This window comes from Mesorhizobium sp. J18, from assembly GCF_007829525.1.
Lineage (GTDB): Bacteria > Pseudomonadota > Alphaproteobacteria > Rhizobiales > Rhizobiaceae > VLJP01.
In genome coordinates this window covers 1-24535 of the sequence record NZ_VLJP01000015.1, presented here as the reverse complement: position 1 = coordinate 24535, position 24535 = coordinate 1, and the positions used below count along the sequence as shown (strand labels likewise).

Genomic DNA, 24535 nt, shown 5'->3' with positions numbered 1-24535 from the left:
GAGGCCGATGACCCTCGGCGCGCGGGCCATTGTCTTCGACGAAGCTCAAAATGCCGTCCTTCTGGTACGTCATACCTATGTGCCCGGCTGGCAGTTGCCGGGCGGCGGCGTCGAGGCGGGCGAAACCGTCGAGGACGCGCTCAGACGGGAGGTGCTGGAAGAAGGCAATATCGAGCTTCTTGGACGGCCGGAACTGCGTTCCCTGCATTTCAACAAGGCTGCCACCAGCCGTGACCATGTCGCACTCTATCTGGTGAAAAACTTTCGCCGGATCGGGGAGCATGTGCCTGACCGGGAAATCGCAGAGGCGAGGTTCTTCCCTCTTGAGGCTCTGCCGCCGGAGATCACGTCCGCCACGCGCCGGCGGCTGGCCGAAGTCTTCGAGGGAGCAGAAGTGGCGGCGGAGTGGTGACGGCGGCCGTTCCGGCATGCTCCATCAAGCCGCCTTGGCGAAGCGGTCCCGATCATGCGGAGCGTCAAAATCGAGCTCCGGGCCAACCGGCACGATACGTGTCGGATTGATCGTCGTATGGCTGCCGTAATAGTGCCACTTGATGTGGTGCATGTTCACGGTTTCGGCCACGCCCGGCACCTGATAAAGATCGCGCAGGTAATTGGAAATGTTAAGATAATCGGCGATCTGGCGCAGATTGCACTTGAAGTGCGAATAGTAGACCGCATCGAAGCGCACCAGCGTCGTGAAGAGCCGCCAGTCGGCCTCGGTCAGCCGGTTTCCGATGAGATAGCGCTGGCATGACAGGCGGTCCTCCACCTTGTCGAGAGCGCCGAAGAGCTCGCCGAAGGCTTCCACATAGGCGTCCTGCGTGGTGGCGAAACCGGCGCGATAGACGCCGTTATTGATCGCCGGATAAACGAAATCGTTCATGGCGTCGATCTCGGCCCGCAGGTTCTCGGGGCAAAAGTCGAGCGAGGCATCGCCCCATTCGTCGAAGGCCGAATTGAACATGCGGATGATCTCGGCGGACTCGTTCGAGACGATCGTCTCGTTGTGCTTGTCCCACAGCACGGGCACGGTCACGCGGCCGGAATATTTAGGGTCCGCCTTGGTGTAGATTTGGTGCAGGAAATCCGAGCCGTAGAGTTCGTCGCCGGTGGCGCCGTCCTCGGCGAGGAAGGTCCAGCCGTTCTCTCCCATGAAGTGGTGCACGACATTGACCGAGATCAGGTCGTCGAGCTTCTTCAGCTTGCGGAAGATCAGGGTCCGGTGTGCCCAGGGGCAGGCGAGCGAGACATAGAGATGATAACGCCCCGGCTCGGCCTTGAAGCCGCCCTTGCCGCTGGGGCCCGGGGAGCCGTCCTTCGTGATCCAGTTGCGGAAGCCGGATTCGGAGCGCACGAAGCGCCCGCCGGATTTCTTCGTATCGTACCACTGGTCGCGCCACACGCCTTCGACAAGCAAACCCATGATCGTCCTTTCTTCTTGTCCGCCCCGCCCTTGGGCAATGTAGGCGCATCGAGGCTTTTGCCCAATCCTGGAGGGCATGAACAGTCCGTCATTGGAAAGTGTAGGTGCGAGCGAATTCCCGTAGACGGCGGCAGCGAATGATGGTAACGGGAAAATCCCTCTGGGAGGCATCATGGCACTTTACCGGTTCGATCGACGACGAGAGCGGAGCCGCGCCTGAAAGGCGCGGGCGGCGCATGCGCGCGCCTGAAAACCGCTTTCCACTCGCACCGGATTTGCCGACACCATGTCACTTGCCGATATCGCCTACCTGCCGGAAGAGCAGGCCCACGACGCTGAAATCGAACTCATCAACGAAGAAGCCTTCGGGCCAGGCCGCTTCACCCGTGCTGCCTACAAGATCCGCGAGGGCGGGCCGCATGAGCGCGATCTCTCCTTCGTGGCGACCAATGGCGAAAAGGTCATCGCCTCCGTCCGCATGACGCGGATTGCGGCAGGCGAAGGCAGGGCACTGCTTCTCGGCCCGCTCGCGGTCCGGCCCGCCTACAAGAATATCGGCATCGGCCGCAAGCTGGTGAAAATCGCGCTGGAGGCAGCCCGCGACAAAGGCTTTGGCCTGGTCGTGCTCGTCGGCGATGAGCCCTATTACGGCCCGCTCGGTTTCAGCCGCATTCCATATGGCCAGCTATCCATGCCGCGGCCGGTCGATCCGAACAGGTTGCTCGCCGCCGAACTGATCGAAGGGGCATTGGAGAAATTCAGGGGCGAAGTCGTCCACGAGAACCTTGTCAGGGAAGGCGCGTAGATTCCTTTTTGGGGTAGCTCAGCCTACCGGCCCTCGCGGTACCACATGGAGCCCAGCGCCAGAAGAAGCAGGGCAAGGCCGAAGAAGCCGGCGAAGAGCGGCACACGGTTGACGGACTTCAGGATGCTGTCATCGGTGGTCCTGAGACCCAGCCAGTCATTCCCCGAAGTGGCAGCCGTTCCGCGCACCGGCAGGATGTCGGGAACGTCCAGTCCTCCGCCCGACCCGGCAAGCCGCCGCACGCTGCCGCCGGTTTCGTCCGCGAAGGGCTGCAGCACCTCGGTCGTGGAAACGACATCAGCGAATTCCGGCGCATTCACCGGCCCGACATGGGCGAGCGCGGTAAGGTCGCCATTGGCGATCTGGTAAAGACCGATCTCGTCGGTCTCCATGCTGCCCGTAAAAAGACCGGGCTCCGATTGCGTGAGCTCAACATTGCGCGTCTCGCCGGTCGGGGTGATGACGCGGGCCGGCCCCGCTTCGTCGCTCATGGTCTGGCGCCTGATGTCCAGCACCATGCCGCGGCCCTCGGCCGTCAGGCGCTCTTCCTCGAGTTCCGGCTCCTTCATCAGCCAATGGGCGATGCGGCGGTAGAGGTCGACATGCGGCCCTCCGCCCTCGAAGCCGCGTGCCCACAGCCAGCCCTGGTCGGAAAGGAACATGCCGACGCGGCCCTCGCCATGGCGGTTGAGGATGAGCAGCGGCTGTTCCTGCGCGCCCTTCATCACCACTTCGCCCTGCGGATTGTCGATGCCGACCAGTCGGAACCAGCGGCTCCAGCGCGGCGGTTCCGCAGCCGAGCCTTCGAGTCCGCGCGTGACCGGATGCCTCTCGCCGGTTTCCGTCAGGCGCGGCAGATAGCCTTCCTCGATCACGTCGCCGCTCGGCATGCCGGGCAGGGCAGAGATCAGCGGGGTGTTGGCGATCGACTGCACTCCGGCATATTCCGGTCCCGCCGCGATAAGAAGCGCGCCGCCCTTTTCGACATATTCGGCGATGTAGTCGTAGTAGAGGATCGGCAGCACGTCGCGATGCTGGTAGCGGTCGAAGATAATCAGGTCGAAGTCGTCGATCCTCTCGACGAAAAGCTCGCGCGTCGGAAAGGCGATCAGCGACAATTCATTGATCGGCGTTCCGTCCTGTTTTTCCGGCGGCCGCAGGATGGTGAAATGGACGAGATCGACAGAGGCGTCCGATTTCAGGAGGTTGCGCCAGGTGCGCTCGCCGGCATGCGGTTCGCCTGAGACAAGGAGCACGCGCAGGTTCTCGCGGATACCGTCAACCATGGCGATCGCGCGGTTGTTGGTCTCGGTGAGTTCCCCCTCGACCGGATCGATCGCCAGTTCGATGATATTGCGCCCGGCATTGGGAATGGTGATCTGAAGCGGGGTTTCCTCCCCGATGATCGCCTGCTCCACGGCCACTTGCTCGCCATTCACATTGACGCGCACATCCACCGTGCCCGTTTCCTGATTGGTGGCGATGACGCGGTAGGTCATTTCGAGCGGCTTGCCGACCAGACCGAAGCGCGGCGCGCGCTCGAAGCGGATCCGCCGATCCTGCTCGTCCTCATTGCCGGTAATCAGGGCATGCAGCGGCGCATGGAACGAGGCCGCATTCTGCGGCACGTCATGGACCTGCCCATCGGTGATCATGATGGCGCCGGCAATGCGGGATGGCGGCACGTCGCGGAAGGCGCTTTCCAGTGCCTCGAACAGGCGCGTCTCGGTGCGCTCGTCGGCCGCATTGGCCCTGCCGGCCTCCACCTCGCGCAGGTCGAACTGCCGGAAGCGGGACAGCCGCTCCTTCAATGCCTCTGCGGTTCTTTCGGTGGTCTCGGTGCGGTCGTCAATCTCCTGGCTCTGGCTGCGGTCGACGATCAGCGCCACGACGCTTTTCAGCGGCTCGCGCTCCTCGTCGAGTAGCACGGGATTGAGAAGCGCGACGGCGAGGGCGGCGAAAGCGGCCAGCCGCAGCCATGCGCCGCGCTGGCGCAACCACAGCCCTGCAATCGCAAGCAATGCCACCGGCACGAGGAACAGGGCAAGCAGCGGCCAGGACAGGAGCGGTTCGAGGCTGATGGACCAGTTCATGTTACTGCCCCAGGCGCTCGAGCAGGACCGGCACATGCACCTGGTCCGACTTGTAGTTGCCGGTCAGCATATACATCATGATGTTGACCCCGGCGCGGTAGGCATAGACCCGTTGCATCGGATCGGCGGGAACGGTCGGCAGCAGGGGCTCGCCATTGGCATCCACGGCCCAGGCGCCGGCGAAGTCGTTGCCGGTGATCATGATCGGTGTCACCCCGTCGCCGGTCCGCACCGGCCGGTCGGAGCGGGTCTCGGCATTCATCGAAGCTTCCACCCAGAGCGGACCGCCCCGATAGAGGCCCGGGAACTCCGTCATGATGTAGAAGGATTTCGTCAGGACGTGATCCTCCGGCACAGGCTCCAGCGGCGGCACGTTGAGATCGGCAAGGATCTCGCGCAGGCGCATGGTGGTCGGGCTGGCCGAGCCCTGCGAACCGAAATCGGAGGAGTACTGATCCCGCGTGTCGAAAAGAACCGTTCCGCCCTGCCTCATATAGGCGTCGAGCCGTGCGATCGCCTGCTCCGAAGGCATGGGAGCGCTTTCGTCTATGGGCCAGTAGATCAGCGGATAGAAGGAGAGCTCGTCCTCCGCGAGATCGACGCCGGCCGGTTCACCCGGCTCCAGCGCCGTCTTTTCGGCAAGGAAGCGTGACAGGCCCTCGATGCCTGCGCGGCTGACCGAATCGACCGAGGAATCGCCGGTGATCACATAGGCGATGCGTGTGACGGAGATGGCGTCGATCGCATCCGCGTCGGCCACCTGCTGCTCCTGGGCGGAAGCGGGCTGCGAGGCCAACAGGAATACGCAACCGGCCGCGACGATGGCAATGACGGTTGTCGCCGCTGCCGTCGCCCGTCTCGGACGGCGGGTGAAGAGCCCGCCCATCCAGAGCACCGCCAGCGTGTCGAGGAGCATCAGGAGAAGAGCAGCCGCCATCAATGGGCCTTTCAGGTCGCGCGATTCGTCATAGGCGTAGCTCGCCTGCGCCATCGCCACCGGGGCTTCGGGCCGCTGAAGCGGCGCAAGCGCGTCGCCTGGATCGAAAAGATTATGCGCTACCACACCGTCCTCGCTGCCATAGAGGCCGGGCGGATTGTCTATATTTACCTCGGCCGCTCCCGATGCCGGCAGCGGCCGGGCATCGGGCGGTGGCGGGACGAGTTCGCCGGTGGCCGAGATCATACGGTATGGCGCAAGGCCGCCGCCATTTTCTTCCTGATTGGTCTCCACGCTTCCCTGATTGCGCGAAAGCTGCACCACCCGCCGCAGCATCTCCACGAAACTGCCGGAAATCGGCAGATTCGACCAGGTGGCCTCTGGCGTGATGTGGAACAGAACCACCGTGCCGTCTCCGCGCGGGGCGCTGGTGACCAGCGGTGTGCCGTCGGCGAGGCTCGCCCAGGTGCGCTCCACGATGTCGGGGGAGGGCTCGGCCAGGATCTGCCGGCTGACGGTGACTTCCCGCGGTGGCGTCAGGTCGCCGAAGGGGCCGCTTTGCGGAAATTCCGCGACCGCCTGGGGTTCCGTCCATGACAGTGTGCCTCCAAGCGACCGCTCGCCGACACGCAGGCGAACCGGCAACAAATCCTCGTCATTGCCTGCGGCTGCCAGGCGCGGTCCTGCGAAGCGCAGGAGCGTGCCGCCGTCGCGCACCCATTCCACGAGTTGCTGCCGCGCTGCCTCCGGCAGCGTGCCGACATCGGCCATCACGATGACCGCCGGCTTGCGTTCGATGATCTGCGGGATCGCCTCGCTGAGATCGGCGGTCGAAGGCTCGACCAGATCGGCATAGGGGCCGAGCGCCCGGCGGATATAATAGAGCGGCGAAAGCAGCGGCTGTGCCTGGTCGGCTTCTCCCTGCGAGATGAGGCCGACACGGCGGCGCTTGGAGTTCTCGTCCAGCATGCGCACGGCGCCGGCATGTCTCTCGCCGTCGATGCCTACCGAGGTGAAGTCGTTGCGAAGCTCGAAGGGCACGTTCATCTCGGCCTGCGCCTCCGTTTCGCCGGGGCCGAAATTCAGTATCGTCTCCGCGATGCGGCGGCCCCTGTCGTCGGAGGCGTAGGCGGTGACCTGTCTCGGCGCCGGATCGTCATTGGTTCGCACCGCCGTGACGATGAAGGAATTTGGCTCGTTCTGGCCATTGGTGACGGCAATGGCGGAAAGCCGTTCCGGCTCGATCCAGACGATGTTGGATGGGGCGTTGCGGAAGAGGTTGGCAAAGGCCTGCTCGTCGCCTTCCGCCGCCAGGCCGTCGGCCAGGACTGCGACGCTCGCGCCCGGCAGATCCTGTAACGCGGTCGCGACGCGCTGGTAAATGGCCGGCCGGTCGGTCGGCACCGGGCGCGGCTCCACCGCGTTCAATCTCTGTAGCGCCGTTTCGGCGTCGAAGGGACCGATATCGGCATTTTCCTTTTCCGCCGTCAGCGCCAGCAGGACGGGAACGCCTCTGTCGCGGGCATCGGTGATCAGCCGCTCGGCGGTCGCGGCGCGGCGCTCCCAGTCGGGCGCACTCGCCCAGCCATTGTCGATGACGAGCGCCAGAGCGCTGCCGGATACGGCAAGCTTCTCGCGCGGATTAAAGACGGGGGCGGCAAGCGCGAGGATGATCAGCGCTGCCATGAGCAGGCGCAGAAGCGTCAGCCACCATGGGCTTTGATGCGGCGTCTCCTCCTTCTTCAGAACATTGGCGAGGATGCGCAGCGGCGGGAATGTCTCCGTCTGCGGCCGCGGCGGCGTCAGCCGCAAGAGCCACCAGATGACCGGCAGGGCAATGAGGCCCCAGAGGACCATCGGCGCGCCGAAAGCGATGGGGAACCAGCTCATGCGACCCCTCCGGCCCATCCTCCAGCGAGATTGTCCGTCTCGACCGTCATCGCCATATGGATGCGGACAAGCGCCTCGGAGGCGAGGCGGTCCGTATGGTTCACCGTATAGCTCCAGCCGAGCCGCTTGCACCAGGCGGCGAGCGCCTCGCGCCTTGCGATGTAAAGCCGTTGATAATCATCGGCCAGGGTTTCTGCCCGGCCGGCGGTGAGCTTGTCGCCGGTCTCGGGATCACGGAATTCGGTACGGCCTGAATAGGGAAAGCTTTCCTCGGCCGGATCGGCCACCTCGATCAGATGCGCCCGCGCGCCTTGCCGGGCGAGTATGTCGAGCCATTCCATCACTTCCTCGGCTGGGTCGAGAAAGTCGCTGGCGATGACGACATCGGAGAAGCGGCTGACATGGACCAGGTCGGGACGGGCGGGCAGGGCCGGCGCGTGGGCGAGATGGGAGGCCAGCCGCTCCGCTCCGTTGCGCGCCGCGAAAGGGTCGGTGAGTCCGGGCCAGGCGATGCGCTCGCCGCTGCGCGACAGCAGTTCGGCCAGCGCCAGGATCAGCACCAGTGCGCGCGCCTCCTTGGAGACGGACGCATAGCTCGATTTATAAAGCATGGAGGGTGACGGATCGGCCCATAGCCATACGGTGTGGGCCGCTTCCCATTCGCGGTCGCGTACGTAGAGGTGCTCTTCGCGCGCTGAGCGGCGCCAGTCGATGCGAGAATAGGCCTCGCCTTCGACATAGGGACGGAACTGCCAGAAATTCTCGCCAATGCCGCGTTTGCGGCGTCCATGCCAGCCTGCAATGACATTGTTGACCACCCGCCGGGCCTCCACCAGGAGGTCGGGGATGAGCGAAGCCCGAATCCGAGCGCGTGCAAGTGCATCAGTGGTCGCGACGGATGTTGTGACTTCGCCGATGCGTGCCATCAGATCGGAATCCGCCCTGCCATCAGCCCGCGGCCTTGACAAGCCGCGCGATCACGTCGCGCACGCCCATGCCCTCGGCGCGGGCGGCGAAGGTCAACGCCATGCGATGCTGCAGGACAGGCTCGGCCAAGGCGTAGACATCGTCGACCGATGGCGCCAGCCGGCCGTCGTAAAGGGCGCGGGCGCGGGCGCAAAGCGTCAGCGCCTGGCTGGCTCTCGGGCCGGGACCCCAGGCGATATGCTTGTCGGTCTCGGCATTGCCAACGCCCGGACGCGCCGAGCGCACGAGGTTGAGGATGGCTTCCACGACACTCTCCGGCACCGGCATACGGCGGATGAGCGACTGGATCTCGCGCAGGCGTTCGGGCGACAGGACATTGGTCGCCTGCGCTTCGTCCACGCCGGTCGTTTCCAGCAGGATGCGGCGTTCTGCTTCTATCTCGGGATAGAGGATGTCGATCTGCATGAGGAAGCGGTCGAGCTGGGCTTCCGGCAGGGGATAGGTGCCTTCCTGTTCAAGCGGATTCTGCGTCGCCAGCACATGGAAGGGAGCCGGAAGATCGTGCCGGGCGCCGGCGACCGTGACGTGATATTCCTGCATGGACTGGAGCAGGGCGGACTGGGTGCGCGGGCTGGCGCGGTTGATCTCGTCCGCCATCAGGAGCTGGGCGAAGATCGGGCCGGGAATGAAACGGAAGGAGCGCTTGCCCTTGGCATCCTGTTCCATCACTTCCGAACCCAGAATGTCGGAAGGCATGAGGTCGGGCGTGAACTGGATGCGGCGCGCATCGAGGCCGAGCACGGTCCCCAATGTTTCGACGAGCTTGGTCTTGGCAAGGCCCGGAACGCCGACGAGCAAGGCATGGCCACCGGCCATGATGGCCACAAGCGCCCGCTCGACCACGGCTTCCTGGCCGAAGATAACCTTGCCGACGCCTTCGCGGACCTTCGAAATGTCGCCAAGGGCACGTTCGGCCTCAGCAATCATCTCCTTTTCGCTGCCCGCCTTCTCCTTCACGATGATGCTCATGCCGCCTCGATCCTTGTGCTTTGCATGACACGCTTGCCGGCGACGATTTTTGCGAACAACGAATCGTGCCATTGCCGCACTGTCATCGTGCCATCGTCACGCTGCCAGTGAAACTTAAAACACTGAACCTTGCTGACAAGCGCAACAACAGTGACTATTTCGTGACCATGAACGATCAAAGCACTGTGAGAAAAAGCGGTCTGACCGCCGTCCGCGACGCCGGCGGGCTGGAGGCGCTGATCTCGCGGGCGGCGCGCGCCGGCAAGGGCGCGGCCCCCGTAGAGCGCTGGAATCCGCCCTTCTGCGGCGATCTCGATATGGAGATCAAGGCAGACGGAACCTGGTTCTATCTCGGCACACCGATCGGCCGCATGCCACTGGTACAACTCTTCTCCTCCGTGCTGCGCAAGGACGAGGACGGCAGGACCTATCTGGTCACGCCGGTGGAAAAGGTCGGCATCCGTGTCGAGGATGCTCCTTTCGTCGCAGTCGAAATGGCAGTTGAAGGAAAGGGTTGCGAGCAGAAGCTCACCTTTCGGACGAATGTCGGTGACGTCGTCGAGGCCGGGCCGGATCATCCAATCAGATTTGTCGACAAGGAGGGCACGGACGGCCTTAAGCCCTATCTTCATGTGCGCGGACGGCTGGAGGCCCTTGTCGCGCGCTCCGTCATGTATGAACTGGTGGAAATCGGCGAGGAAATCGAGGTGGATGGACGGATTATGTTCGCCATACGCTCAAGGGGAGCGGTCTTTTCCATCATGTCGGCCGACCGGCTCAAGCATTTGAGCGCCTGACATGGACGCCCGCGCAGTAACGGATTTTTCTGCCGCGGATTTCCGCCGCCGCGCCGCTCTCGAAAGCGGTCCTTTCGGCGGCGACGAATATGGCGACCACCGCATGAATCCGGATCTGAGGCACCTGATCGTCCGCGAAGGCCTGCGCGATGCGGCGGTGCTCGTACCGGTGGTGGATCACGAGGAAGGCGCCACCGTCATCCTGACCAAGCGGACAGAGGCCTTGCGCCGCCATTCCGGGCAGGTCGCCTTTCCGGGCGGACGCATCGACCCCACGGACAGGACGCCGGAAGAAGCCGCGCTGCGCGAGACCTGGGAAGAGATCGGCCTTGAGCGGGACCGCATCGAGATCGTCGGCAGGATACCCGACTACGTCACCGGCAGCGGCTATCGGATCGCTCCGGTGCTTTCGATCGTGCGTCCGGGCTTCAGGCTGGCTCTGAACCCGGCGGAGGTCGATGCGGCCTTCGAAGTGCCGCTCGCCTTTCTGATGAATCCGGCCAATCATCGGCGCGAGAGCCGCCTCTGGCAGGAAAACGAGCGTTTCTACTACACCATGCCTTTCGGCGATCGCCTTATCTGGGGCGTCACCGCCGGAATCATCCGCACCCTCTATGAAAGGCTTTACGCCTGATGGCCGCAGCCTCCATTGCCGGTCACGCAAAATGGCTGGCCGATGCCGGCCTGCAGAAGCTGCTGGCAGCCCTTTCAGCCGAAGGGGAACTGGCGCGGATTGCCGGGGGGGCGGTGCGCAATGCTCTTCTCGGCCAGCCGGTCACGGATATCGATATTGCCACCACGACGCTGCCGGACGAGACGGTCAGGCGGGCGCAGGCGGCCGGCTTCAAGACCGTCCCCACCGGCTATGAGCACGGAACGATAACGGTCGTCGTCAAGGGCAGGGGCCATGAGGTGACCACCCTGCGCGCCGATGTCGAGACTGACGGACGCCGGGCGAGAGTGAGATTCGGGAAGGACTGGGAGCAGGACGCCGCGCGGCGCGATTTCACGATCAACGCGCTTTATGCCGAGGCCGATGGCACGGTTGTCGATCTCGTCGGCGGGCTGGCCGACCTGGAAAGCCGTACCTTGCGCTTCATTGGCGATCCGGAAGACCGGATCCGCGAGGATTACCTGAGAATCCTGCGCTTTTTCCGTTTCTTCGCCTGGTATGGGAGAGGGCGGCCCGACGCTGCCGGCGTGAAGGCCTGCGCGAGGCTGAAGGACGGGGTCGCAAGGCTTTCGGCCGAACGCGTATGGGGAGAACTCAAGAAGCTGCTTTCCGCCCCCGATCCGGCGCGCGCTCTTCTGTGGATGCGCCAGACCGGGGTGCTGACCTTCGTTCTTCCCGAGACGGAGAAATGGGGCATCGACAGCGTGCACGGTCTCATGGCGACGGAGCAGGCTCTCGGCTGGAAACCCGACACTTTGCTGCGGCTGGAGGCCATCGTTCCGCCCGACGCGGCGAGAATGATAGCGCTGTCACAACGGCTGAAACTCTCAAAGGCCGAAGCCGAAAGATTGCGGCAATGGGCATTCGCCGTGGTTCCCGAGCCGCAGATGGCGGAACGGGAATTCGTGAAATTACTCTATCACGCGGAAGAAAAAGCGGTCGAGGACCGTCTGCGGCTGGCCTTGGTCTCGGCCCGTTCGCGCGCTGTCAGCGACGGCGAAGCCTTGGCCCAGGCGGCCGGCTATTCGCGTCTTCTGGACATATTGGCGAAATGGGAAAAGCCGCGCTTTCCGATCGGCGGCGACGATCTGACGGCAATCGGGGCCAAGCCCGGAAAGAAGCTTGGTGAAACCTTGCGAAAGCTCGAAGCGGAATGGGTGGATTCCGGTTTCACCATGTCACGCGACGCGCTTCTGGAACGCGCCGCGCAAATGATCGGCAGATAAAGTCAGGCCGCGTCCTTCGCCTCCACGATACGGGAGCGGATCGCCTCGATCATGGATTCGCGGATCGTGTCCTCGCCATGGGTGGTGCGCAGATGCTCGACCGCCCGGCGCATCACCTCGGCTTCCTCCTCATGGCGGGTATGCCAGTCGCAGCCGGGAACCAGCGAACCGCAATGAAATTCCTTCATCCTTCAGTCCTCCTCATCGATCCATGTTCCGTCAGATGCGGGAAAGAGTGTAACGCAGAAATGGGGCCAGAGGTTGCCGGAATTTTGCGGGAGCGCTCATTCCGCCGCCAGCCGGCCGCCGAGGAAGCCGCCGGACTGACGTTTCCAGAGCTGCGCATAGAGGCCGTCGCGGGACGCGAGCTCGGCATGGCTGCCTTCCTCGACGATGCGGCCATGGTCGAGCACGATCAGCCGGTCGAGCGCGGCGATGGTGGAAAGCCTGTGCGCTACGGCGATCACTGTCTTGCCTTCCATCAACTGCTCCAGGTTCTCCTGGATGGCTGCTTCGATCTCCGAATCGAGCGCTGAGGTGGCCTCGTCCAGGATCAGGATCGGGGCGTCCTTGAGGATCATGCGGGCGATCGCGATGCGTTGCCGCTGGCCGCCGGAAAGCTTCACGCCGCGCTCTCCGACAAAGGCGTCATAGCCCTTGCGGCCCTTCAGATCCTCGACGCCCATGATGAAATCGTGGGCGGAGGCGCGCTTAGCCGCCTGGATGATTTCCTCCTCCGTCGCGCCGGGCCGGCCGTAGCCGATATTGTCGCGGATCGAGCGATGCATTAGGATCGGCTCCTGGCTAACGACGCCGAACTGGGCGCGCAGGGAGCCTTGGGTGACGGAGCGGATATCCCGCCCGTCGAGCAGGATGCGGCCCGATTCGACATCGAAGAGCCTCAGCATCAGGTTGACGATGGTCGTCTTGCCCGCACCCGAAGGGCCGACGAGGGCAACCCGCTCGCCGGGGCTGATATGCAGGTCGAGATTCTCGATGATCCCGCCTTCCTTGCCATAATGGAACGACACGTTCTCGAAGCGGATGTCCCCATGGACGCGCTGCAGCACGTCGGCATCCGCGGCATCGCGGATGGCGGGTTCGACCGAGATCGTGCCCGTGGCGTCCTGGACGGTCGCGTAAGAGCGGATCAGGCCATTGATGTTGAACATCATGTAGCTCGACATCTGGTTCAGCCGAAAGACGAGGCCGATCGCGGCCGCGATTTCCCCGGTGGTGGCCGCGCCCTGCATCCAGCGGTTCACCGCGAGCGCGATGACGGCGCTCATCATAAGTCCATTGATGATGGCGACGGCGGCACGCACGCGCGTGATGGCACGGGTCAAGGTTTTCACCGCATCGAGGAAACGGCTCATGCCGTCGCGCACGAAAGCGTGCTCACGGCGTCCGCTGTCGAACAGCTTGACCGCCATGATGTTGGTGAAGGCGTCCACAAGCCGTCCATTAAGCACCGAACGCTCGTCGGCGGTGCGCCGGCCGGCGCGGCGCAGGGGCGGGAGGAGATAACGCGCGGCCGCAAGATAGGCGGCAAGCCAGATGGCGAGCACGGCCCCCATCATCGGGTCGAGCGCGCTCAGGATCGTGGCGGCCAGGATGAGGAAAGTCAGGAAGCTCCAGAGCGTTTGCAGCGACGAGATGATGAAGTCGCCCGTCGCTTCTCCGCCTTGCAGGATCTTGGTGGCGATGCGGCCGGCGAAGTCGTTCTGGTAGAATTCGTAAGGCTGCTCGATGACCCTGCGAAAGGCCTGCCAGCGCACGAGCTGATAGAAATGCGGAACAATGATCTGCTGCTCGACGACCGCATTGCCGATCATCACCACGGTCCGCACGACCAGGATGAGGGCGAGCAGGGCGGCCAGTTCCGGCCAGTGATCAGCCAGGAGCGTGGCCGGGGAGGAGGCGTCGAGCAGGTCGATCAGCCAGCCCAGCGACCAGTAGAGCGCGGCATCCACCGCACCGGACAGGCCGCCGGCGATAAGGAGCAGTGCGAACGGCCATTTCGCCTGTCCGGCGAAGAACAGGATGAATTCATGCGCTGTCTTCGGGAGAACGTCCCGTTCGGTATCGCCGAAAGGGTCGATCACCTCCTCGGCGCTGCGCCAGAGGCGTTCGCGGAAACCTGCCTCGCTTCTCACTCGGCTGCCTCCGCGGCTGCCAGGTCGAGGAAGCCGCCGGACTGTCGTTGCCAGAGCTGCGCATACAGGCCCTTGCGCCTGATCAGGTCCTCGTGCGCGCCTTCTTCCACAATGCGTCCCTGATCCATCACCACAAGCCTGTCCATGGCGGCGATTGTCGAAAGACGATGGGCAATTGCAATCACGGTCTTGCCCTCCATCAGCCTGTAGAGGTTTTCCTGTATGGCCGCCTCCACCTCCGAATCCAGCGCCGAGGTCGCCTCGTCCAGAATCAGAATCGGAGCATCTTTCAGCATAACACGCGCGATGGCGATACGTTGCCGCTGACCTCCGGAAAGCTTCACCCCGCGCTCGCCCACATGGGCGTCGAAGCCTTTGCGGCCCTTGGGGTCGGTCAGTCCGGCGATGAAATCGAGCGCCTGGGCGCGCCGGGCCGCCTCCACGGTCATGGCCTCGTCGGCATCCGGCCGGCCGTAGAGGATGTTGTCCCTGACGGACCGGTGCAGGAGCGAGGTATCCTGCGTGACCATGCCGATCTGCGCGCGGAGACTGTCCTGGCGGACTTCGGCGATGTCCTGCCCGTCGATCAGGATGCGGCCTGCTTCCAGATCGTAGAAGCGCAGGAGCAGGTTGACGAGCGTCGATTTGCCCGCACCGGAGCGGCCGACGAGCCCGACCTTCTCGCCGGGCTTGATGACAAGCGACAGGTTGTCGATGACGCCGCCCCGCTTGCCGTAATGGAAGCGGATGTTCTCGAAAGCGATCTCGCCCCGTTCCACCGTGATTTCACTGGCTCCCGGCTTGTCTTCGACGAGCCGTGGCAGCGAGATCGAGTTGATGCCGTCGCGCACCGTGCCGATGTTTTCGAACAGGGCCGAAACCTCCCACATGATCCATTGCGACATGCCCCAGAGCCGCAGCACGAGGCCGAGCGCCACGGCGACTGCGCCGATGGAGATGAGGCCGCCGAGCCAGAGCCATATGGCAAGACCGGCCACCGTGACCAGGAGCATGGAATTCAGAAGATAAAGCAGGCCATAGAGACCGGTGACCAGCCGCATGGAGCGGTAGACCGTATCCATGAAGTCGGCCATGCCTTCCCTGGCATAGGCGGCCTCGCGGCGCGCATGGCTGAACAGCTTCACCGTCTGGATATTGGTGTAGCTGTCGACTACGCGGCCGGTCATGGTCGAGCGCGCATCGGCCTGCTCCGCCGCGACCTTGCCGAGCCGCGGCACGAAATAGCAAAGCAGGCCGATATAGAGCAGGAGCCAGATGCCGAGGGGTGCTGCCAGTCGCAGATCCGCGGAGCCGACGATGAACAGCACGCCCAGGAAATAGACGAAGACATAGTTCAGCACGTCTATGAGCTTGATGACGCATTCGCGCACGGCGAGCGCCGTCTGCATCAGCTTTGTGGCGATGCGGCCGGCAAACTCGTCCTGATAGAAGCTCATGGACTGCTTCAGCAGGTAGCGATGGACCTGCCAGCGGATGCGCATGGGATAGTTGCCCATGAGCGTCTGCGTGTGCACCAGCGACTGCAAGAGCACCGTCAGCGGCAGCGCGACCAGCACGATTGCCGCCATCGCAGCGAGCTTCCACCCCTCAGTGGAGAGGAAGGTCTCGCGGTTCTGGACCGACAGCCAGTCGACGATGTTGCCGAGGAAGGAGAACATCCAGACTTCGGTGATGGCGATTGCCGCCACCAACACTACATCCACAGCGATGTAGGGCCAGGCGCCTTTCGTGTAGTGCAGACAGAAGGCTACCAGCGATTTCGGTGGTTCGACGGGCTCCTCGGGCGGAAAGGGGTCCAGTCTCTTCTCAAACCAGGCGAACATGGTCGTCTTCTCTCTTATTTGTGGCCCTGTCGCGGTCCCGGGACCGTGTTTCGTACAGGCCTGGTCTGGATCGGTTTCTCGGGCCGGTCAGCCTTCAAAGCCTTTTCGAAAGTTGTGCGTGCGTGTCCGCCAAAGCCGCAAGATGGGATTTGCTGTTGCCCGCGCCAAGCGCGGATCTGAACGCTGCTGACATAGCGACGGCGGAATCGGAGCCGGCCGCCAGGGTGGCGGCGTGTCTTGTCACTGCGTCGATAATGGAGGACGCAGATCCACGTCCTTTCTGTGATTTCGCATGCATGGAACGAATCCTTGGAATTCCGGAGAAAGGTTCCAGCGGGATCCGCTCAGGCGAGGCTTCGGAGAATGGTGGAAAGCGTCGTGACGAAAACCGCCGTCAGGCTGCTGGCCCGGCTGAAAGCCAAGGGCGCAGGCAGATGGAGGATGCGAGCATCCGGATATCCATATCAGCCTCCGTCAGTTGCATTGACAGGGCGGTGCTTATAACCAGATTCTTCGTTTCTGGCCATAGGTCATGGCCGGTTTTTTCGGTACGCATCGGCCGCGGGGCTTTCACGCAGAGATCGGATCTTTCATGAACCAGCATGCGGCGGGAATCCGCATCGCGCTTTTCCAGCCGGACATACCCGGCAATACCGGCGCGATCCTTCGGCTTGCCGCCTGTCTCGGTCTTGTGGTGGATATCATCGAGCCTGCCGGCTTCGACATGTCGGACCGGGCGCTGAGGCGCGCGGGCATGGACTATATCGAAATCGCCGCGCTTGCCCGGCATCCGTCCTGGGAGGCCTTCGAGGCCTGGCGCCAGGAGGAAGGGCGCCGCGCCATCCTTTTTTCCACGAAAGCGGAGCGCGCCTACACGGATTTCTCCTTCGCCGACGGCGACATTCTGCTTTTCGGACGGGAATCGGCCGGCGCCCCGGATTTCGTGCATGATGCCGCCGATGCGCGGCTTCTGATCCCAATGAAGGGTGGCGGCCGCAGTCTCAATCTCGCCCTTGCAGCGGCAATGGCTGCCGGTGAGGCACTGCGGCAGAGCGGGTGACTGTCGATGAGCCGGCGGGATTGAAATATCCGGAATTGAAATATCATTGTCGTCCTCGTCGAAGCGGCAAGGACAATCTGATAGGCTCTCAGGTCCGGATAGCGACGGCCCTAAGAACGCAGATTCAACGGCTGCCAAAACGGTCTTGCCGTTTCGCGGGTGACATCCCATCGCGTCAAGCCGATGTCGGAGAGAACGTGATCGTCGAGTTCGGAAAGGTACCGCCGGTCCTGCGCGCGTTGCCGCCATCGCCGGGACCAGCTCAGTATGGACCGGATAAACATGAGAGAACCTAATCTATCCTCTGATGATCGGTCACTCTCGAAAACTTTTGTTTCTGAAGCTTTCAACGCAAAATAGGCCATGATTCAGCCTCCTTTTCAGCCTTGAAAAAGGGTCAAAGCTGTTCATGCGCTGAAGTTTGACCGAACAGGGCTTGCATCACAAACGACTATTTCTCAGAATTCAGATGAGGTAAATTTATGCGAAAGAGGAAATGACCAGACGACTTCCTCCGCTCAACGCCCTGCGGGCCTTCGAGGCGGCCGCGCGTCACCTGTCCTTCACCAAGGCAGCGGAAGAGCTTTTCGTTACGCAGGCGGCCGTAAGCCACCAGATCAAGTCTTTGGAGGAGACGCTGGGGGTCCGGTTGTTCCGGCGGTACAATCGCCGGCTCGAACTGACGCAGGCTGGCCAACATTATCTGCCGCCGCTGCGTGACGCTTTTGACATGATGGCTGTTGCCACGCGCCGACTGCGGCCAGACACCGGATCCGGTCAGCTCAAAGTCAGCACGCTGCAATCCTTCGCGACCAAATGGCTCATCCCGCGCCTGGCGCGCTTCCACGAGCGGCACCCTGATATCGACCCCATGATCTCCACCTCCCAACGTCTCGTCGAGCTTGAGGCGGAAGAGGTCGATGTCGCCATCCGTGCGGGACGCGGCAACTATCCCAATCTTCATGCGGTGCTGCTGATGGATGATCTGGCCTTCCCGGTTTGCTCGCCGCGCCTCCTCGATGGGCCGAAGCCTCTTCGCCGGCCAGCCGATCTCGGCCACCATGTGCTGTTGCACGATTTCTCGGTCTCGCGCGACGGGGACGGCCCAAACTGGCGCGACTGGCTGAACCGCGCCCAGGTGACGGGCATCGATGCCGAAAAGGGGCCATCCTACAACGATACGGCCATGGCGCTTCAGGCGGCCACTGCCGGTCAGGGCATCGCTTTGGCCCGGCGGTCCCTTGTGGGGGACGATCTCAAGGCCGGCATTCTAGTCTGTCCATTCGGCCCCGAAATGCCAACACGGTTTTCGTGGTATTTCGTCTGTGCGCCCTCAAACGTCGAGCACCCCAAGGTTCATGCGTTCCGGCGATGGCTACAGGACGAGATTGCACGCGATTTTGGCGACCGGCCCGAAGAAGCCTAGAAGCATGTGCAAGAACCAGTTACCCTGCGGCATTCAGTCCGCGCTCGGCAGACGGCGCATGGTGAATTCGATCACGTCGCCCGGACGCTCGCACCAGCTTTCGATCTCGGTCCAGTAAGCCTGCTTCGGCCACCGGTCGAACCATTCGCGCGCCTTGGCCCGCGCCTCTTCGCGCGGCAGGGAGAAGGTCTCGCGCAGGAAACCGTCGCGCGGCATGCGCTTGCCGCGGGTACGCTGCTTTTCGAGGTTGCGCCTCAGGCTTTCCAGCGGTGGTTTCGCGGGCACACGCACAAAAGAACTCCTTGACCCGTCAGGTCAGGAGATTAGGGATCGCGAAGGAAAATTACGAGTCATTTGTCATGGATGACCGCGGCGCTCGCCCGCGCGCCGGGCACCCGCAGCGTCTGGAAGAGCAATATGGAACGTCCCGACATCCCCGCCGGTCTGCCGGAGGCGATCGAAGAGAAAAAGGCGAGAGCCAAGGCCTGGTTCGAAGAGCTGCGCGACCGCATCTGCACTGCCTTCGAGCAGATCGAGGACGAGGTGAGCGGCCCCTTGTCCTCGCGCTCCCCGGGACGGTTCGAGCGCGCACCCTGGAAGCGAGACGAGGGCGCGGGCGGGGGAGGCGTCATGTCCCTCATGCACGGGCGCGTCTTCGAGAAAGTCGGCGTCCATACATCCACGGTCTATGGCGAATTCTCGCCCGAGTTCCGCAAGCAGATCCCTGGCGCGGAGGAAGATCCGGCCTTCTGGGCTTCCGGCATCTCGCTCATCGCTCATCCGCAGAATCCTCATGTGCCCGCCGTGCACATGAATACGCGCATGGTTGTCACCACCCGGCAGTGGTTCGGCGGCGGCGCCGATCTGACACCCGTCCTCGACCGAAGGCGCAGCCAGGACGATCCCGATACGATTGCATTCCACAAGGCGATGCGCTTCGTCTGCGAGAAGCATGCGGGGGTGGCCGACTACGCGCGCTACAAGGAATGGTGCGACGAATATTTCTACCTGCCGCACCGTGGCGAGCCGCGCGGTACCGGCGGCATCTTCTATGATTGGCTGAACTCGCCGGAGGAAAAGGGCGGCTGGGAGGCCGATTTCGCCTTTACCCAGGATGTCGGCCGGGCCTTCCTCGTCCTTTACCCGTTTCTCGTGCGCCAGAACTTCAACAAGAACTGGACCGAAGCCGACCGCGAGGAACAGCTGGTACGGCGTGGCCGCTATGTGGAGTTCAATCTCCTGTACGACCGTGGTACCATTTTTGGATTGAAGACCGGCGGCAATGTAGCCTCCATCCTTTCCAGCCTGCCGCCGGAAGTGAAGTGGCCGTGAGGCCATATTGAAATTGAAATATATACGCTTTTAGCGTATATCCAATCCAGCCCATGAGGATATCCTTCGATCCGGCCAAGGATGAAAAGACGAAACACGAACGAGGTCTCTCTTTAGCCCTGGGGGCCGAAATCATTCGGAACCGGGTGCATACCGTTTTGGATGACAGGCACGATTACGGCGAAGACCGTTTCATTTCATTCGGATATGTGGGTGAGCGTCTGTTCGTTTGTGTCTTCACCATGCGCGACACGACGTTTCACATCATCTCAGTCCGCAAGGCGAACGATCGGGAGATTGCAAGATATGGTCGAAGATGATTTCGACTTCGATGACAGTCCGGAATGGCATGGAGGCAACACCCGCCCGCTTGATGCCAGCGCCAAGCTGGTGCTGGCGCGTGCTTTGCTCGATTTGAGTCAACGCGATTTCGCCGGCCTGCTTGGTATTCCGGTGGCCACCTTGCGCAATTGGGAGCAGCGCCGCACTGAGCCCGATGCGGTGGCCAAGACGCTCATCGATCTTATCTATGATGACCCACAAGGAATGCGCGACCGCATGGCGCGCAGGACTGCGGCTTAAATTGCCTACGGTGCCACGGAAATTTACCGGCGGCGCCTATACGGCCGGGCAGAATCCGCTCGACTACGAGATACTGGGCGAAAAGGCAGCCGCGCTCGGACGGGCCGGCAGCAAGGCCGAATCCTGCGTGGCGCATCTCAACCGGACCGCTCCTGACGATGCGCAACGCCCCCGCCTGCTACGCGAGGCGGCGGAGGCGGTCTATGCCTATTTCATCCAGCGCGAGCTTTGCGGGTTGCGCCGCCATGACGACATCGTCAGGGAATGGCGCATTCCGCGCGAGGTGCTGGTGCGTCTTGGCGCGAGATAGGCGTGGCGTCTGCCGCTGGAATGCTGCAGCCAGTACTGATTCGCGCCCTAGGGCCGTCCGATACGCTCATCCTGAGGGCTGTTGCGCAGGCTGACGAGGAAGCATCGGCAGGGGCTGTGTTTTTTGCCCGCGACAAACTGCCCATCGCCCCCATGTGACTCTGGACAAGCGGATATGTGACGCATAGAAACCATCGCCAAATGCCGGGGGAATGGAATGGTCCGTCGCGAGAGCGAAGCGGGCCTTCAGCATTGAGCGGATGACATCTCCGTCTCTCCGGCAGGCATGAGGCGAAAGGATCTTGGTTCCGTGAGCGCAAACGAATCCACCGAACACACCCGCCGCGACTTTCTCTATGTGGCAACCGGCATGGCCGGTGTCGTAGGTGCTGCCGGAGTGGCCTGGCCCTTCATCGACCAGATGCGCCCGGACGCTTCCACCCTGGCCCTGGCGTCTGTCCAGGTCGATGTGTCCGCGATCGAGCCCGGCATGTCGGTAACGGTGAAGTGGCGCGGCAAGCCGGTCTTCATCCGCAACCGGACGGATCAGGAAGTCGAACAGGCCAGGGAAGTGCCGCTGGCAGATCTCAAGGACCCGGCCGCCCGCAACGAAAACCTTCCCGCCGACGAGCAGGCGACCGATCTGGCGCGCTCGGCAGGCGAGGGCAAGGAAAACTGGATCGTGATGGTCGGCTCCTGTACTCATCTGGGCTGTGTGCCGCTCGGCCAGTCCGGCGATTTCGGCGGCTGGTTCTGCCCTTGCCACGGTTCGCATTACGATACTGCGGGCCGCATCCGCAAAGGACCGGCGCCAGAGAACCTGCATATTCCGATTTTCCAATTCGTTTCCGACACGACGATCCAGATCGGGTGAGGGAGGAACTTCTATGAGCGCTGGACACTCCACCTATTCACCCAAGACCGGCATCGGCCGCTGGTTCGACGCGCGTCTCCCGCTGCCGCGCCTGGTCTATGATTCCTTCGTTGCCTATCCGGTGCCGCGCAATCTGAACTACGCCTACACCTTCGGCGGAATACTGACCCTGATGCTGGCGGCCCAGATCCTCACCGGCGTCGTGCTGGCCATGCATTATTCGGTGAGCACCGAACTCGCCTTCAATTCCGTCGAGAAGATCATGCGTGACGTGAATTCTGGCTGGCTCTTGCGCTACCTGCATGCAAACGGCGCATCGTTCTTCTTCGTGGCCGTCTATGTCCATATCTTCCGCGGGCTCTATTACGGCTCCTACAAGGCGCCGCGCGAGTTGCTGTGGATCCTCGGCTGCATCATCTATCTCCTGATGATGGCGACGGCCTTCATGGGCTATGTGCTTCCCTGGGGCCAGATGAGCTTCTGGGGCGCGACCGTCATCACCGGCTTCTTCACCGCCATCCCGCTTGTCGGCGACTGGATCCAGCAGCTTCTGCTTGGCGGTTTCGCGGTCGACAATCCTACCCTCAACCGGTTCTTCTCTCTGCATTACCTCCTACCTTTCATGATCGCGGGCGTGGTGGTGCTGCATGTGTGGGCTCTGCACGTCACCGGCCAGACGAACCCGACAGGCATCGAAGTAAAGTCGAAGACCGACACCGTTCCCTTTACGCCCTATGCGACGGTCAAGGATGGCTTCGCCATGGTCGTCTTCCTGCTCGTCTTTGCCTATTTCGTCTTCTACATTCCCAACTATCTCGGCCATCCCGACAACTATGTCGAGGCGAACCCGCTGAAGACGCCAGCGCATATCGTTCCTGAATGGTACTTCCTGCCCTTCTACGCGATCCTGCGCGCCATCACCTTCAATATCGGACCGATCGACTCCAAGCTGGGCGGAGTGATCGCCATGTTCGGCGCGATCGCGGTGCTTTTCGTGGTGCCATGGCTCGATACCTCCAAGGTGCGCTCGGCGGTCTACCGCCCATGGTACAAGCTGTTCTTCTGGCTCTTCGTGCTCGATTCGATCTTCCTCGGATGGCTCGGCTCGCGGCCGGCGGAAGGCGCCTATGTCGCCATGGCCCAGATCGCTACTCTCTACTACTTCGCCTTCTTCCTGATCCTGATGCCGCTGCTCGGCCTGATCGAGACGCCGCGACGGACGCCCAATTCGATCACCGAAGCGGTGCTTGCGAAGAAAAAGGGCGCTGACGCCACACCTGCCGGCGCTGCCGCCGCACCGGAAACCAATGGTTGAGCGAACGGAAAGCTCGAAAGGGATTTTGAGAATGAAGAAGATCCTCCATGGATTGGCGGTGCTCGGCTTCGGGCTTGCCATGGCGATCTCGGCCCAGGCCGCCGAGGAAGGCGAGACGCCGCACTATCCGCTCAAGAAGCCCGCTCAGGAGAACTGGAGCTTTGCCGGCCCCTTCGGCACCTATGACAAGGGCCAGCTTCAGCGCGGGTTCAAGGTCTATCGCGAGGTCTGCGCGGCATGTCATGGGCTTAGTCTCGTCTCCTTCCGCACGCTTGAGGATCTCGGCTATTCGGAAGCGCAGATTCAGACGATCGCCAGCGAATATGAAGTCGAGGACGGGCCGGACGAGGCGGGTGAGATGTTCACGCGCCCTGGAAAGCCTTCCGATCACTTCCCGTCGCCTTATGCCAATCCCGAGCAGGCCGCTGCTTCGAACAATGGCGCAGCACCGCCCGACCTTTCGCTGATCGCCAAAGCGCGCGCGGTGGAGCGCGGTTTTCCGACTTTCGTCTTCGACATATTCACCCAATATGCCGAAGCCGGACCGGACTATATTCATGCCCTGCTGACCGGCTATGAGGATCCGCCCGAGGGCACGGAGGTGCCTGACGGCGCGTATTACAACCCATACTTCCTGAACGCCTCGGCGCTCGCCATGCCGCCCCCGCTGGCGGACGGTCAGGTGACTTATGACGATGGCGCGCCGGAGACGCTGGACCAGTACTCGCGTGATGTTTCGGCTTTCCTGATGTGGGCTGCCGAGCCCCATCTGGAGGAGCGCAAGGCCACCGGCTTCACCGTAATGGTCTTCCTCGTCCTTTTCGGCGGACTGGTCTATCTGACCAAGCGCAAGATCTGGGCCGAGGTACCGCACTGATCGTGCAGGTCCGACGACCCGTAAATGAGCCGGGCGCCGAAAGGCGCCCTTTTCATTCGGCCGGAAAGCTGCATGAATGGGCCGCACGAAGGGGAACGCGGAAGCCATGAAATCAACTCTCGAAGAGACGCTTCTTTCGGCGATCCGTACGATTCCGGACTATCCGAAGCCGGGAATCCTTTTCCGCGACATCACGACCCTGCTCGGCAATGCACGTGCCTTCCGCCGCGCGGTGGACGAGCTTGTCCATCCCTATGCCGGCTCGAAGATCGACAAGGTGGCCGGCATCGAGGCGCGGGGCTTCATTCTTGGCGGCGCCATTGCCCATCAGCTTTCGTCCGGCTTCGTTCCCATCCGCAAGAAAGGCAAGCTGCCGCATGACACGGTGCGCGTCGCCTACAGTCTCGAATACGGCATAGACGAGATGGAGATGCATCGCGACGCGATCGCGGAAGGCGAGAAGGTCATCCTGGTAGATGATCTGATCGCCACCGGCGGCACTGCCGAGGGAGCGGTCAAGCTCATCCGCCAGATGGGCGGCGAGATCGTTGCGGCTTGCTTCGTCATCGATCTGCCTGATCTCGGAGGGCGGGCGAAGCTGGAGGCATTGGGCGCGCCGGTGCGGACGCTGATTGCCTATGAAGGGCACTGAGCGGGTCCGGGATCGGTTCTTCGTGGAATGTCATGCTTCGTCATTCTCCAGCCTGACCTGCGGTTCCATGCCTGAGCCGGCGGCGTTGCGGAACGGCTGCACATGGCTGCTTCGTCCCGCCGCTGGCACGCGTCATTGGCCGCCGAGACCTGGGTCCCCAACACTCTCCGCTTTGCTTCGAGGTCGAGGACGACGAGGGTGGGGCGGTATCGGCAGATCGCCGACCTTCGCGATTGGCTGAGGCAGTATCGCACCAGTCCTCATCCTTTCCATTCCATGATCGTTGCCGGATGCTTTATACCCCC

Annotated in this window: 26 protein-coding genes; 16 read left to right on the top strand and 10 right to left on the bottom strand. The window is 62.8% G+C overall.

The features are described from left to right. Positions 1 to 7 precede the first annotated feature (7 nt). Positions 8 to 412: an NUDIX domain-containing protein gene (locus tag L598_RS08010; RefSeq protein WP_144861455.1), complete on the top strand. Its 405-nt coding sequence runs from the start codon at positions 8 to 10 to the stop codon at positions 410 to 412. A 24-nt stretch (positions 413 to 436) separates the two neighbouring features. Here the strand turns inward: L598_RS08010 and L598_RS08005 are convergent, their stop codons facing one another. Further along, on the bottom strand, positions 437 to 1426 hold the full coding sequence (locus L598_RS08005) for a glutathione S-transferase family protein (RefSeq protein WP_144861454.1): 990 nt from the start codon (positions 1424 to 1426) through the stop codon (positions 437 to 439). A gap of 286 nt (positions 1427 to 1712) precedes the next feature. Between L598_RS08005 and L598_RS08000 the strand changes: the two genes are divergently transcribed. Next, the gene (locus L598_RS08000; protein WP_144861453.1) at positions 1713 to 2231 is read left to right on the top strand and encodes an N-acetyltransferase; all 519 of its coding nucleotides are present in this window, start codon (positions 1713 to 1715) and stop codon (positions 2229 to 2231) included. Between the two features lie 23 nt (positions 2232 to 2254). Here L598_RS08000 and L598_RS07995 read toward each other — a convergent pair whose 3' ends face one another. The 4 genes from L598_RS07995 to L598_RS07980 are packed head-to-tail and all read right to left on the bottom strand — an operon-like array spanning position 2255 to position 9107. Next, positions 2255 to 4324 carry a glutamine amidotransferase gene (locus L598_RS07995; protein ID WP_144861452.1) on the bottom strand — a complete coding sequence of 690 codons (2070 nt, stop codon included), beginning with the start codon at positions 4322 to 4324 and terminating at the stop codon, positions 2255 to 2257. A gap of 1 nt (position 4325) precedes the next feature. Then, positions 4326 to 7151: a DUF4159 domain-containing protein gene (locus tag L598_RS07990; protein WP_144861451.1), complete on the bottom strand. Its 2826-nt coding sequence runs from the start codon at positions 7149 to 7151 to the stop codon at positions 4326 to 4328. After that, a complete protein-coding gene (locus tag L598_RS07985; RefSeq protein ID WP_144861450.1) occupies positions 7148 to 8077 on the bottom strand; it encodes a DUF58 domain-containing protein in 930 nt (309 codons plus the stop codon). Before L598_RS07985 ends, L598_RS07990 begins: the two co-directional genes overlap by 4 nt. Before the next feature lie 22 nt (positions 8078 to 8099). Next, positions 8100 to 9107: a MoxR family ATPase gene (locus L598_RS07980; protein ID WP_144861449.1), complete on the bottom strand. Its 1008-nt coding sequence runs from the start codon at positions 9105 to 9107 to the stop codon at positions 8100 to 8102. 167 nt (positions 9108 to 9274) lie between these two features. Between L598_RS07980 and L598_RS07975 the strand changes: the two genes are divergently transcribed. The 3 genes from L598_RS07975 to L598_RS07965 are packed head-to-tail and all read left to right on the top strand — an operon-like array spanning position 9275 to position 11803. Further along, positions 9275 to 9904, top strand: coding sequence for a DUF1285 domain-containing protein (locus L598_RS07975; protein ID WP_144861489.1), 630 nt, complete (start codon positions 9275 to 9277; stop codon positions 9902 to 9904). 1 nt (position 9905) lies between these two features. Next, entirely contained in the window at positions 9906 to 10538 is a 633-nt protein-coding gene (locus tag L598_RS07970; RefSeq protein WP_144861448.1) for a CoA pyrophosphatase, read from the top strand. Beyond that, positions 10538 to 11803, top strand: coding sequence for a CCA tRNA nucleotidyltransferase (locus L598_RS07965; protein WP_144861447.1), 1266 nt, complete (start codon positions 10538 to 10540; stop codon positions 11801 to 11803). Before L598_RS07970 ends, L598_RS07965 begins: the two co-directional genes overlap by 1 nt. A gap of 2 nt (positions 11804 to 11805) precedes the next feature. Here the strand turns inward: L598_RS07965 and L598_RS07960 are convergent, their stop codons facing one another. From L598_RS07960 to L598_RS07950, 3 genes are all read right to left on the bottom strand, one after another. Further along, positions 11806 to 11991, bottom strand: coding sequence for a DUF1059 domain-containing protein (locus L598_RS07960; protein WP_144861446.1), 186 nt, complete (start codon positions 11989 to 11991; stop codon positions 11806 to 11808). Between the two features lie 96 nt (positions 11992 to 12087). Continuing rightward, a complete protein-coding gene (locus L598_RS07955) occupies positions 12088 to 13959 on the bottom strand; it encodes an ABC transporter ATP-binding protein (RefSeq protein ID WP_144861445.1) in 1872 nt (623 codons plus the stop codon). Then, on the bottom strand, positions 13956 to 15803 hold the full coding sequence (locus L598_RS07950; RefSeq protein ID WP_144861444.1) for an ABC transporter ATP-binding protein: 1848 nt from the start codon (positions 15801 to 15803) through the stop codon (positions 13956 to 13958). The genes L598_RS07955 and L598_RS07950 overlap by 4 nt, the downstream gene beginning before the upstream one ends. A 592-nt stretch (positions 15804 to 16395) precedes the next feature. Here L598_RS07950 and L598_RS07945 point away from each other — a divergent pair. Next, positions 16396 to 16863, top strand: coding sequence for a tRNA (cytidine(34)-2'-O)-methyltransferase (locus tag L598_RS07945; protein WP_144861443.1), 468 nt, complete (start codon positions 16396 to 16398; stop codon positions 16861 to 16863). A gap of 110 nt (positions 16864 to 16973) precedes the next feature. Here L598_RS07945 and L598_RS07940 read toward each other — a convergent pair whose 3' ends face one another. After that, positions 16974 to 17147 (bottom strand): DUF1127 domain-containing protein, encoded by a 174-nt coding sequence (locus L598_RS07940; protein ID WP_144861488.1) that lies wholly within the window; start codon positions 17145 to 17147, stop codon positions 16974 to 16976. A 212-nt stretch (positions 17148 to 17359) separates the two neighbouring features. On the opposite strand from L598_RS07940, the gene L598_RS07935 reads away from it, so the two are divergent. Further along, positions 17360 to 18289, top strand: coding sequence for a transcriptional regulator GcvA (locus L598_RS07935; protein WP_144861442.1), 930 nt, complete (start codon positions 17360 to 17362; stop codon positions 18287 to 18289). A 33-nt stretch (positions 18290 to 18322) separates the two neighbouring features. Here L598_RS07935 and L598_RS07930 read toward each other — a convergent pair whose 3' ends face one another. Next, the gene (locus tag L598_RS07930) at positions 18323 to 18580 is read right to left on the bottom strand and encodes a hypothetical protein (RefSeq protein WP_144861441.1); all 258 of its coding nucleotides are present in this window, start codon (positions 18578 to 18580) and stop codon (positions 18323 to 18325) included. A gap of 126 nt (positions 18581 to 18706) precedes the next feature. On the opposite strand from L598_RS07930, the gene hemF reads away from it, so the two are divergent. The 9 genes from hemF to L598_RS21590 form a co-directional block, all read left to right on the top strand. Then, the gene (gene hemF, locus L598_RS07925) at positions 18707 to 19621 is read left to right on the top strand and encodes an oxygen-dependent coproporphyrinogen oxidase (protein ID WP_144861440.1); all 915 of its coding nucleotides are present in this window, start codon (positions 18707 to 18709) and stop codon (positions 19619 to 19621) included. 53 nt (positions 19622 to 19674) lie between these two features. Next, the gene (locus L598_RS07920; protein WP_144861439.1) at positions 19675 to 19941 is read left to right on the top strand and encodes a BrnT family toxin; all 267 of its coding nucleotides are present in this window, start codon (positions 19675 to 19677) and stop codon (positions 19939 to 19941) included. After that, a complete protein-coding gene (locus tag L598_RS07915; protein ID WP_348642741.1) occupies positions 19829 to 20203 on the top strand; it encodes a helix-turn-helix domain-containing protein in 375 nt (124 codons plus the stop codon). The genes L598_RS07920 and L598_RS07915 overlap by 113 nt, the downstream gene beginning before the upstream one ends. A 1-nt stretch (position 20204) precedes the next feature. After that, positions 20205 to 20513, top strand: coding sequence for a DUF6665 family protein (locus L598_RS07910; protein ID WP_144861437.1), 309 nt, complete (start codon positions 20205 to 20207; stop codon positions 20511 to 20513). A gap of 309 nt (positions 20514 to 20822) precedes the next feature. Continuing rightward, the gene (gene petA, locus L598_RS07905; RefSeq protein ID WP_144861436.1) at positions 20823 to 21386 is read left to right on the top strand and encodes a ubiquinol-cytochrome c reductase iron-sulfur subunit; all 564 of its coding nucleotides are present in this window, start codon (positions 20823 to 20825) and stop codon (positions 21384 to 21386) included. A 13-nt stretch (positions 21387 to 21399) separates the two neighbouring features. Beyond that, the gene (locus L598_RS07900; protein ID WP_144861435.1) at positions 21400 to 22701 is read left to right on the top strand and encodes a cytochrome b N-terminal domain-containing protein; all 1302 of its coding nucleotides are present in this window, start codon (positions 21400 to 21402) and stop codon (positions 22699 to 22701) included. A 79-nt stretch (positions 22702 to 22780) separates the two neighbouring features. Beyond that, positions 22781 to 23578 carry a cytochrome c1 gene (locus tag L598_RS07895; protein ID WP_246658678.1) on the top strand — a complete coding sequence of 266 codons (798 nt, stop codon included), beginning with the start codon at positions 22781 to 22783 and terminating at the stop codon, positions 23576 to 23578. Positions 23579 to 23684: 106 nt separating this feature from the next. Continuing rightward, positions 23685 to 24230 carry an adenine phosphoribosyltransferase gene (locus tag L598_RS07890; RefSeq protein ID WP_144861433.1) on the top strand — a complete coding sequence of 182 codons (546 nt, stop codon included), beginning with the start codon at positions 23685 to 23687 and terminating at the stop codon, positions 24228 to 24230. Between the two features lie 102 nt (positions 24231 to 24332). Next, positions 24333 to 24535 (top strand): hypothetical protein (locus L598_RS21590; protein WP_210244976.1); only part of this gene is annotated, 203 nt, incomplete at its 3' end.

Bases quoted from the DNA above. Each gene is read 5' to 3' on its own strand.
- L598_RS08010 (WP_144861455.1), top strand. From the start codon at position 8: ATGACCCTCGGCGCGCGGGCCATTGTCTTCGACGAAGCTCAAAATGCC.
- L598_RS08005 (WP_144861454.1), bottom strand. From the start codon at position 1,426: ATGGGTTTGCTTGTCGAAGGCGTGTGGCGCGACCAGTGGTACGATACG.
- L598_RS08000 (WP_144861453.1), top strand. From the start codon at position 1,713: ATGTCACTTGCCGATATCGCCTACCTGCCGGAAGAGCAGGCCCACGAC.
- L598_RS07995 (WP_144861452.1), bottom strand. From the start codon at position 4,324: ATGAACTGGTCCATCAGCCTCGAACCGCTCCTGTCCTGGCCGCTGCTT.
- L598_RS07990 (WP_144861451.1), bottom strand. From the start codon at position 7,151: ATGAGCTGGTTCCCCATCGCTTTCGGCGCGCCGATGGTCCTCTGGGGC.
- L598_RS07985 (WP_144861450.1), bottom strand. From the start codon at position 8,077: ATGGCACGCATCGGCGAAGTCACAACATCCGTCGCGACCACTGATGCA.
- L598_RS07980 (WP_144861449.1), bottom strand. From the start codon at position 9,107: ATGAGCATCATCGTGAAGGAGAAGGCGGGCAGCGAAAAGGAGATGATT.
- L598_RS07975 (WP_144861489.1), top strand. From the start codon at position 9,275: ATGAACGATCAAAGCACTGTGAGAAAAAGCGGTCTGACCGCCGTCCGC.
- L598_RS07970 (WP_144861448.1), top strand. From the start codon at position 9,906: ATGGACGCCCGCGCAGTAACGGATTTTTCTGCCGCGGATTTCCGCCGC.
- L598_RS07965 (WP_144861447.1), top strand. From the start codon at position 10,538: ATGGCCGCAGCCTCCATTGCCGGTCACGCAAAATGGCTGGCCGATGCC.
- L598_RS07960 (WP_144861446.1), bottom strand. From the start codon at position 11,991: ATGAAGGAATTTCATTGCGGTTCGCTGGTTCCCGGCTGCGACTGGCAT.
- L598_RS07950 (WP_144861444.1), bottom strand. From the start codon at position 15,803: ATGTTCGCCTGGTTTGAGAAGAGACTGGACCCCTTTCCGCCCGAGGAG.
- L598_RS07945 (WP_144861443.1), top strand. From the start codon at position 16,396: ATGAACCAGCATGCGGCGGGAATCCGCATCGCGCTTTTCCAGCCGGAC.
- L598_RS07940 (WP_144861488.1), bottom strand. From the start codon at position 17,147: ATGTTTATCCGGTCCATACTGAGCTGGTCCCGGCGATGGCGGCAACGC.
- L598_RS07935 (WP_144861442.1), top strand. From the start codon at position 17,360: ATGACCAGACGACTTCCTCCGCTCAACGCCCTGCGGGCCTTCGAGGCG.
- hemF (WP_144861440.1), top strand. From the start codon at position 18,707: ATGGAACGTCCCGACATCCCCGCCGGTCTGCCGGAGGCGATCGAAGAG.
- L598_RS07920 (WP_144861439.1), top strand. From the start codon at position 19,675: ATGAGGATATCCTTCGATCCGGCCAAGGATGAAAAGACGAAACACGAA.
- L598_RS07915 (WP_348642741.1), top strand. From the start codon at position 19,829: ATGTGGGTGAGCGTCTGTTCGTTTGTGTCTTCACCATGCGCGACACGA.
- L598_RS07900 (WP_144861435.1), top strand. From the start codon at position 21,400: ATGAGCGCTGGACACTCCACCTATTCACCCAAGACCGGCATCGGCCGC.
- L598_RS07895 (WP_246658678.1), top strand. From the start codon at position 22,781: ATGGCGATCTCGGCCCAGGCCGCCGAGGAAGGCGAGACGCCGCACTAT.
- L598_RS07890 (WP_144861433.1), top strand. From the start codon at position 23,685: ATGAAATCAACTCTCGAAGAGACGCTTCTTTCGGCGATCCGTACGATT.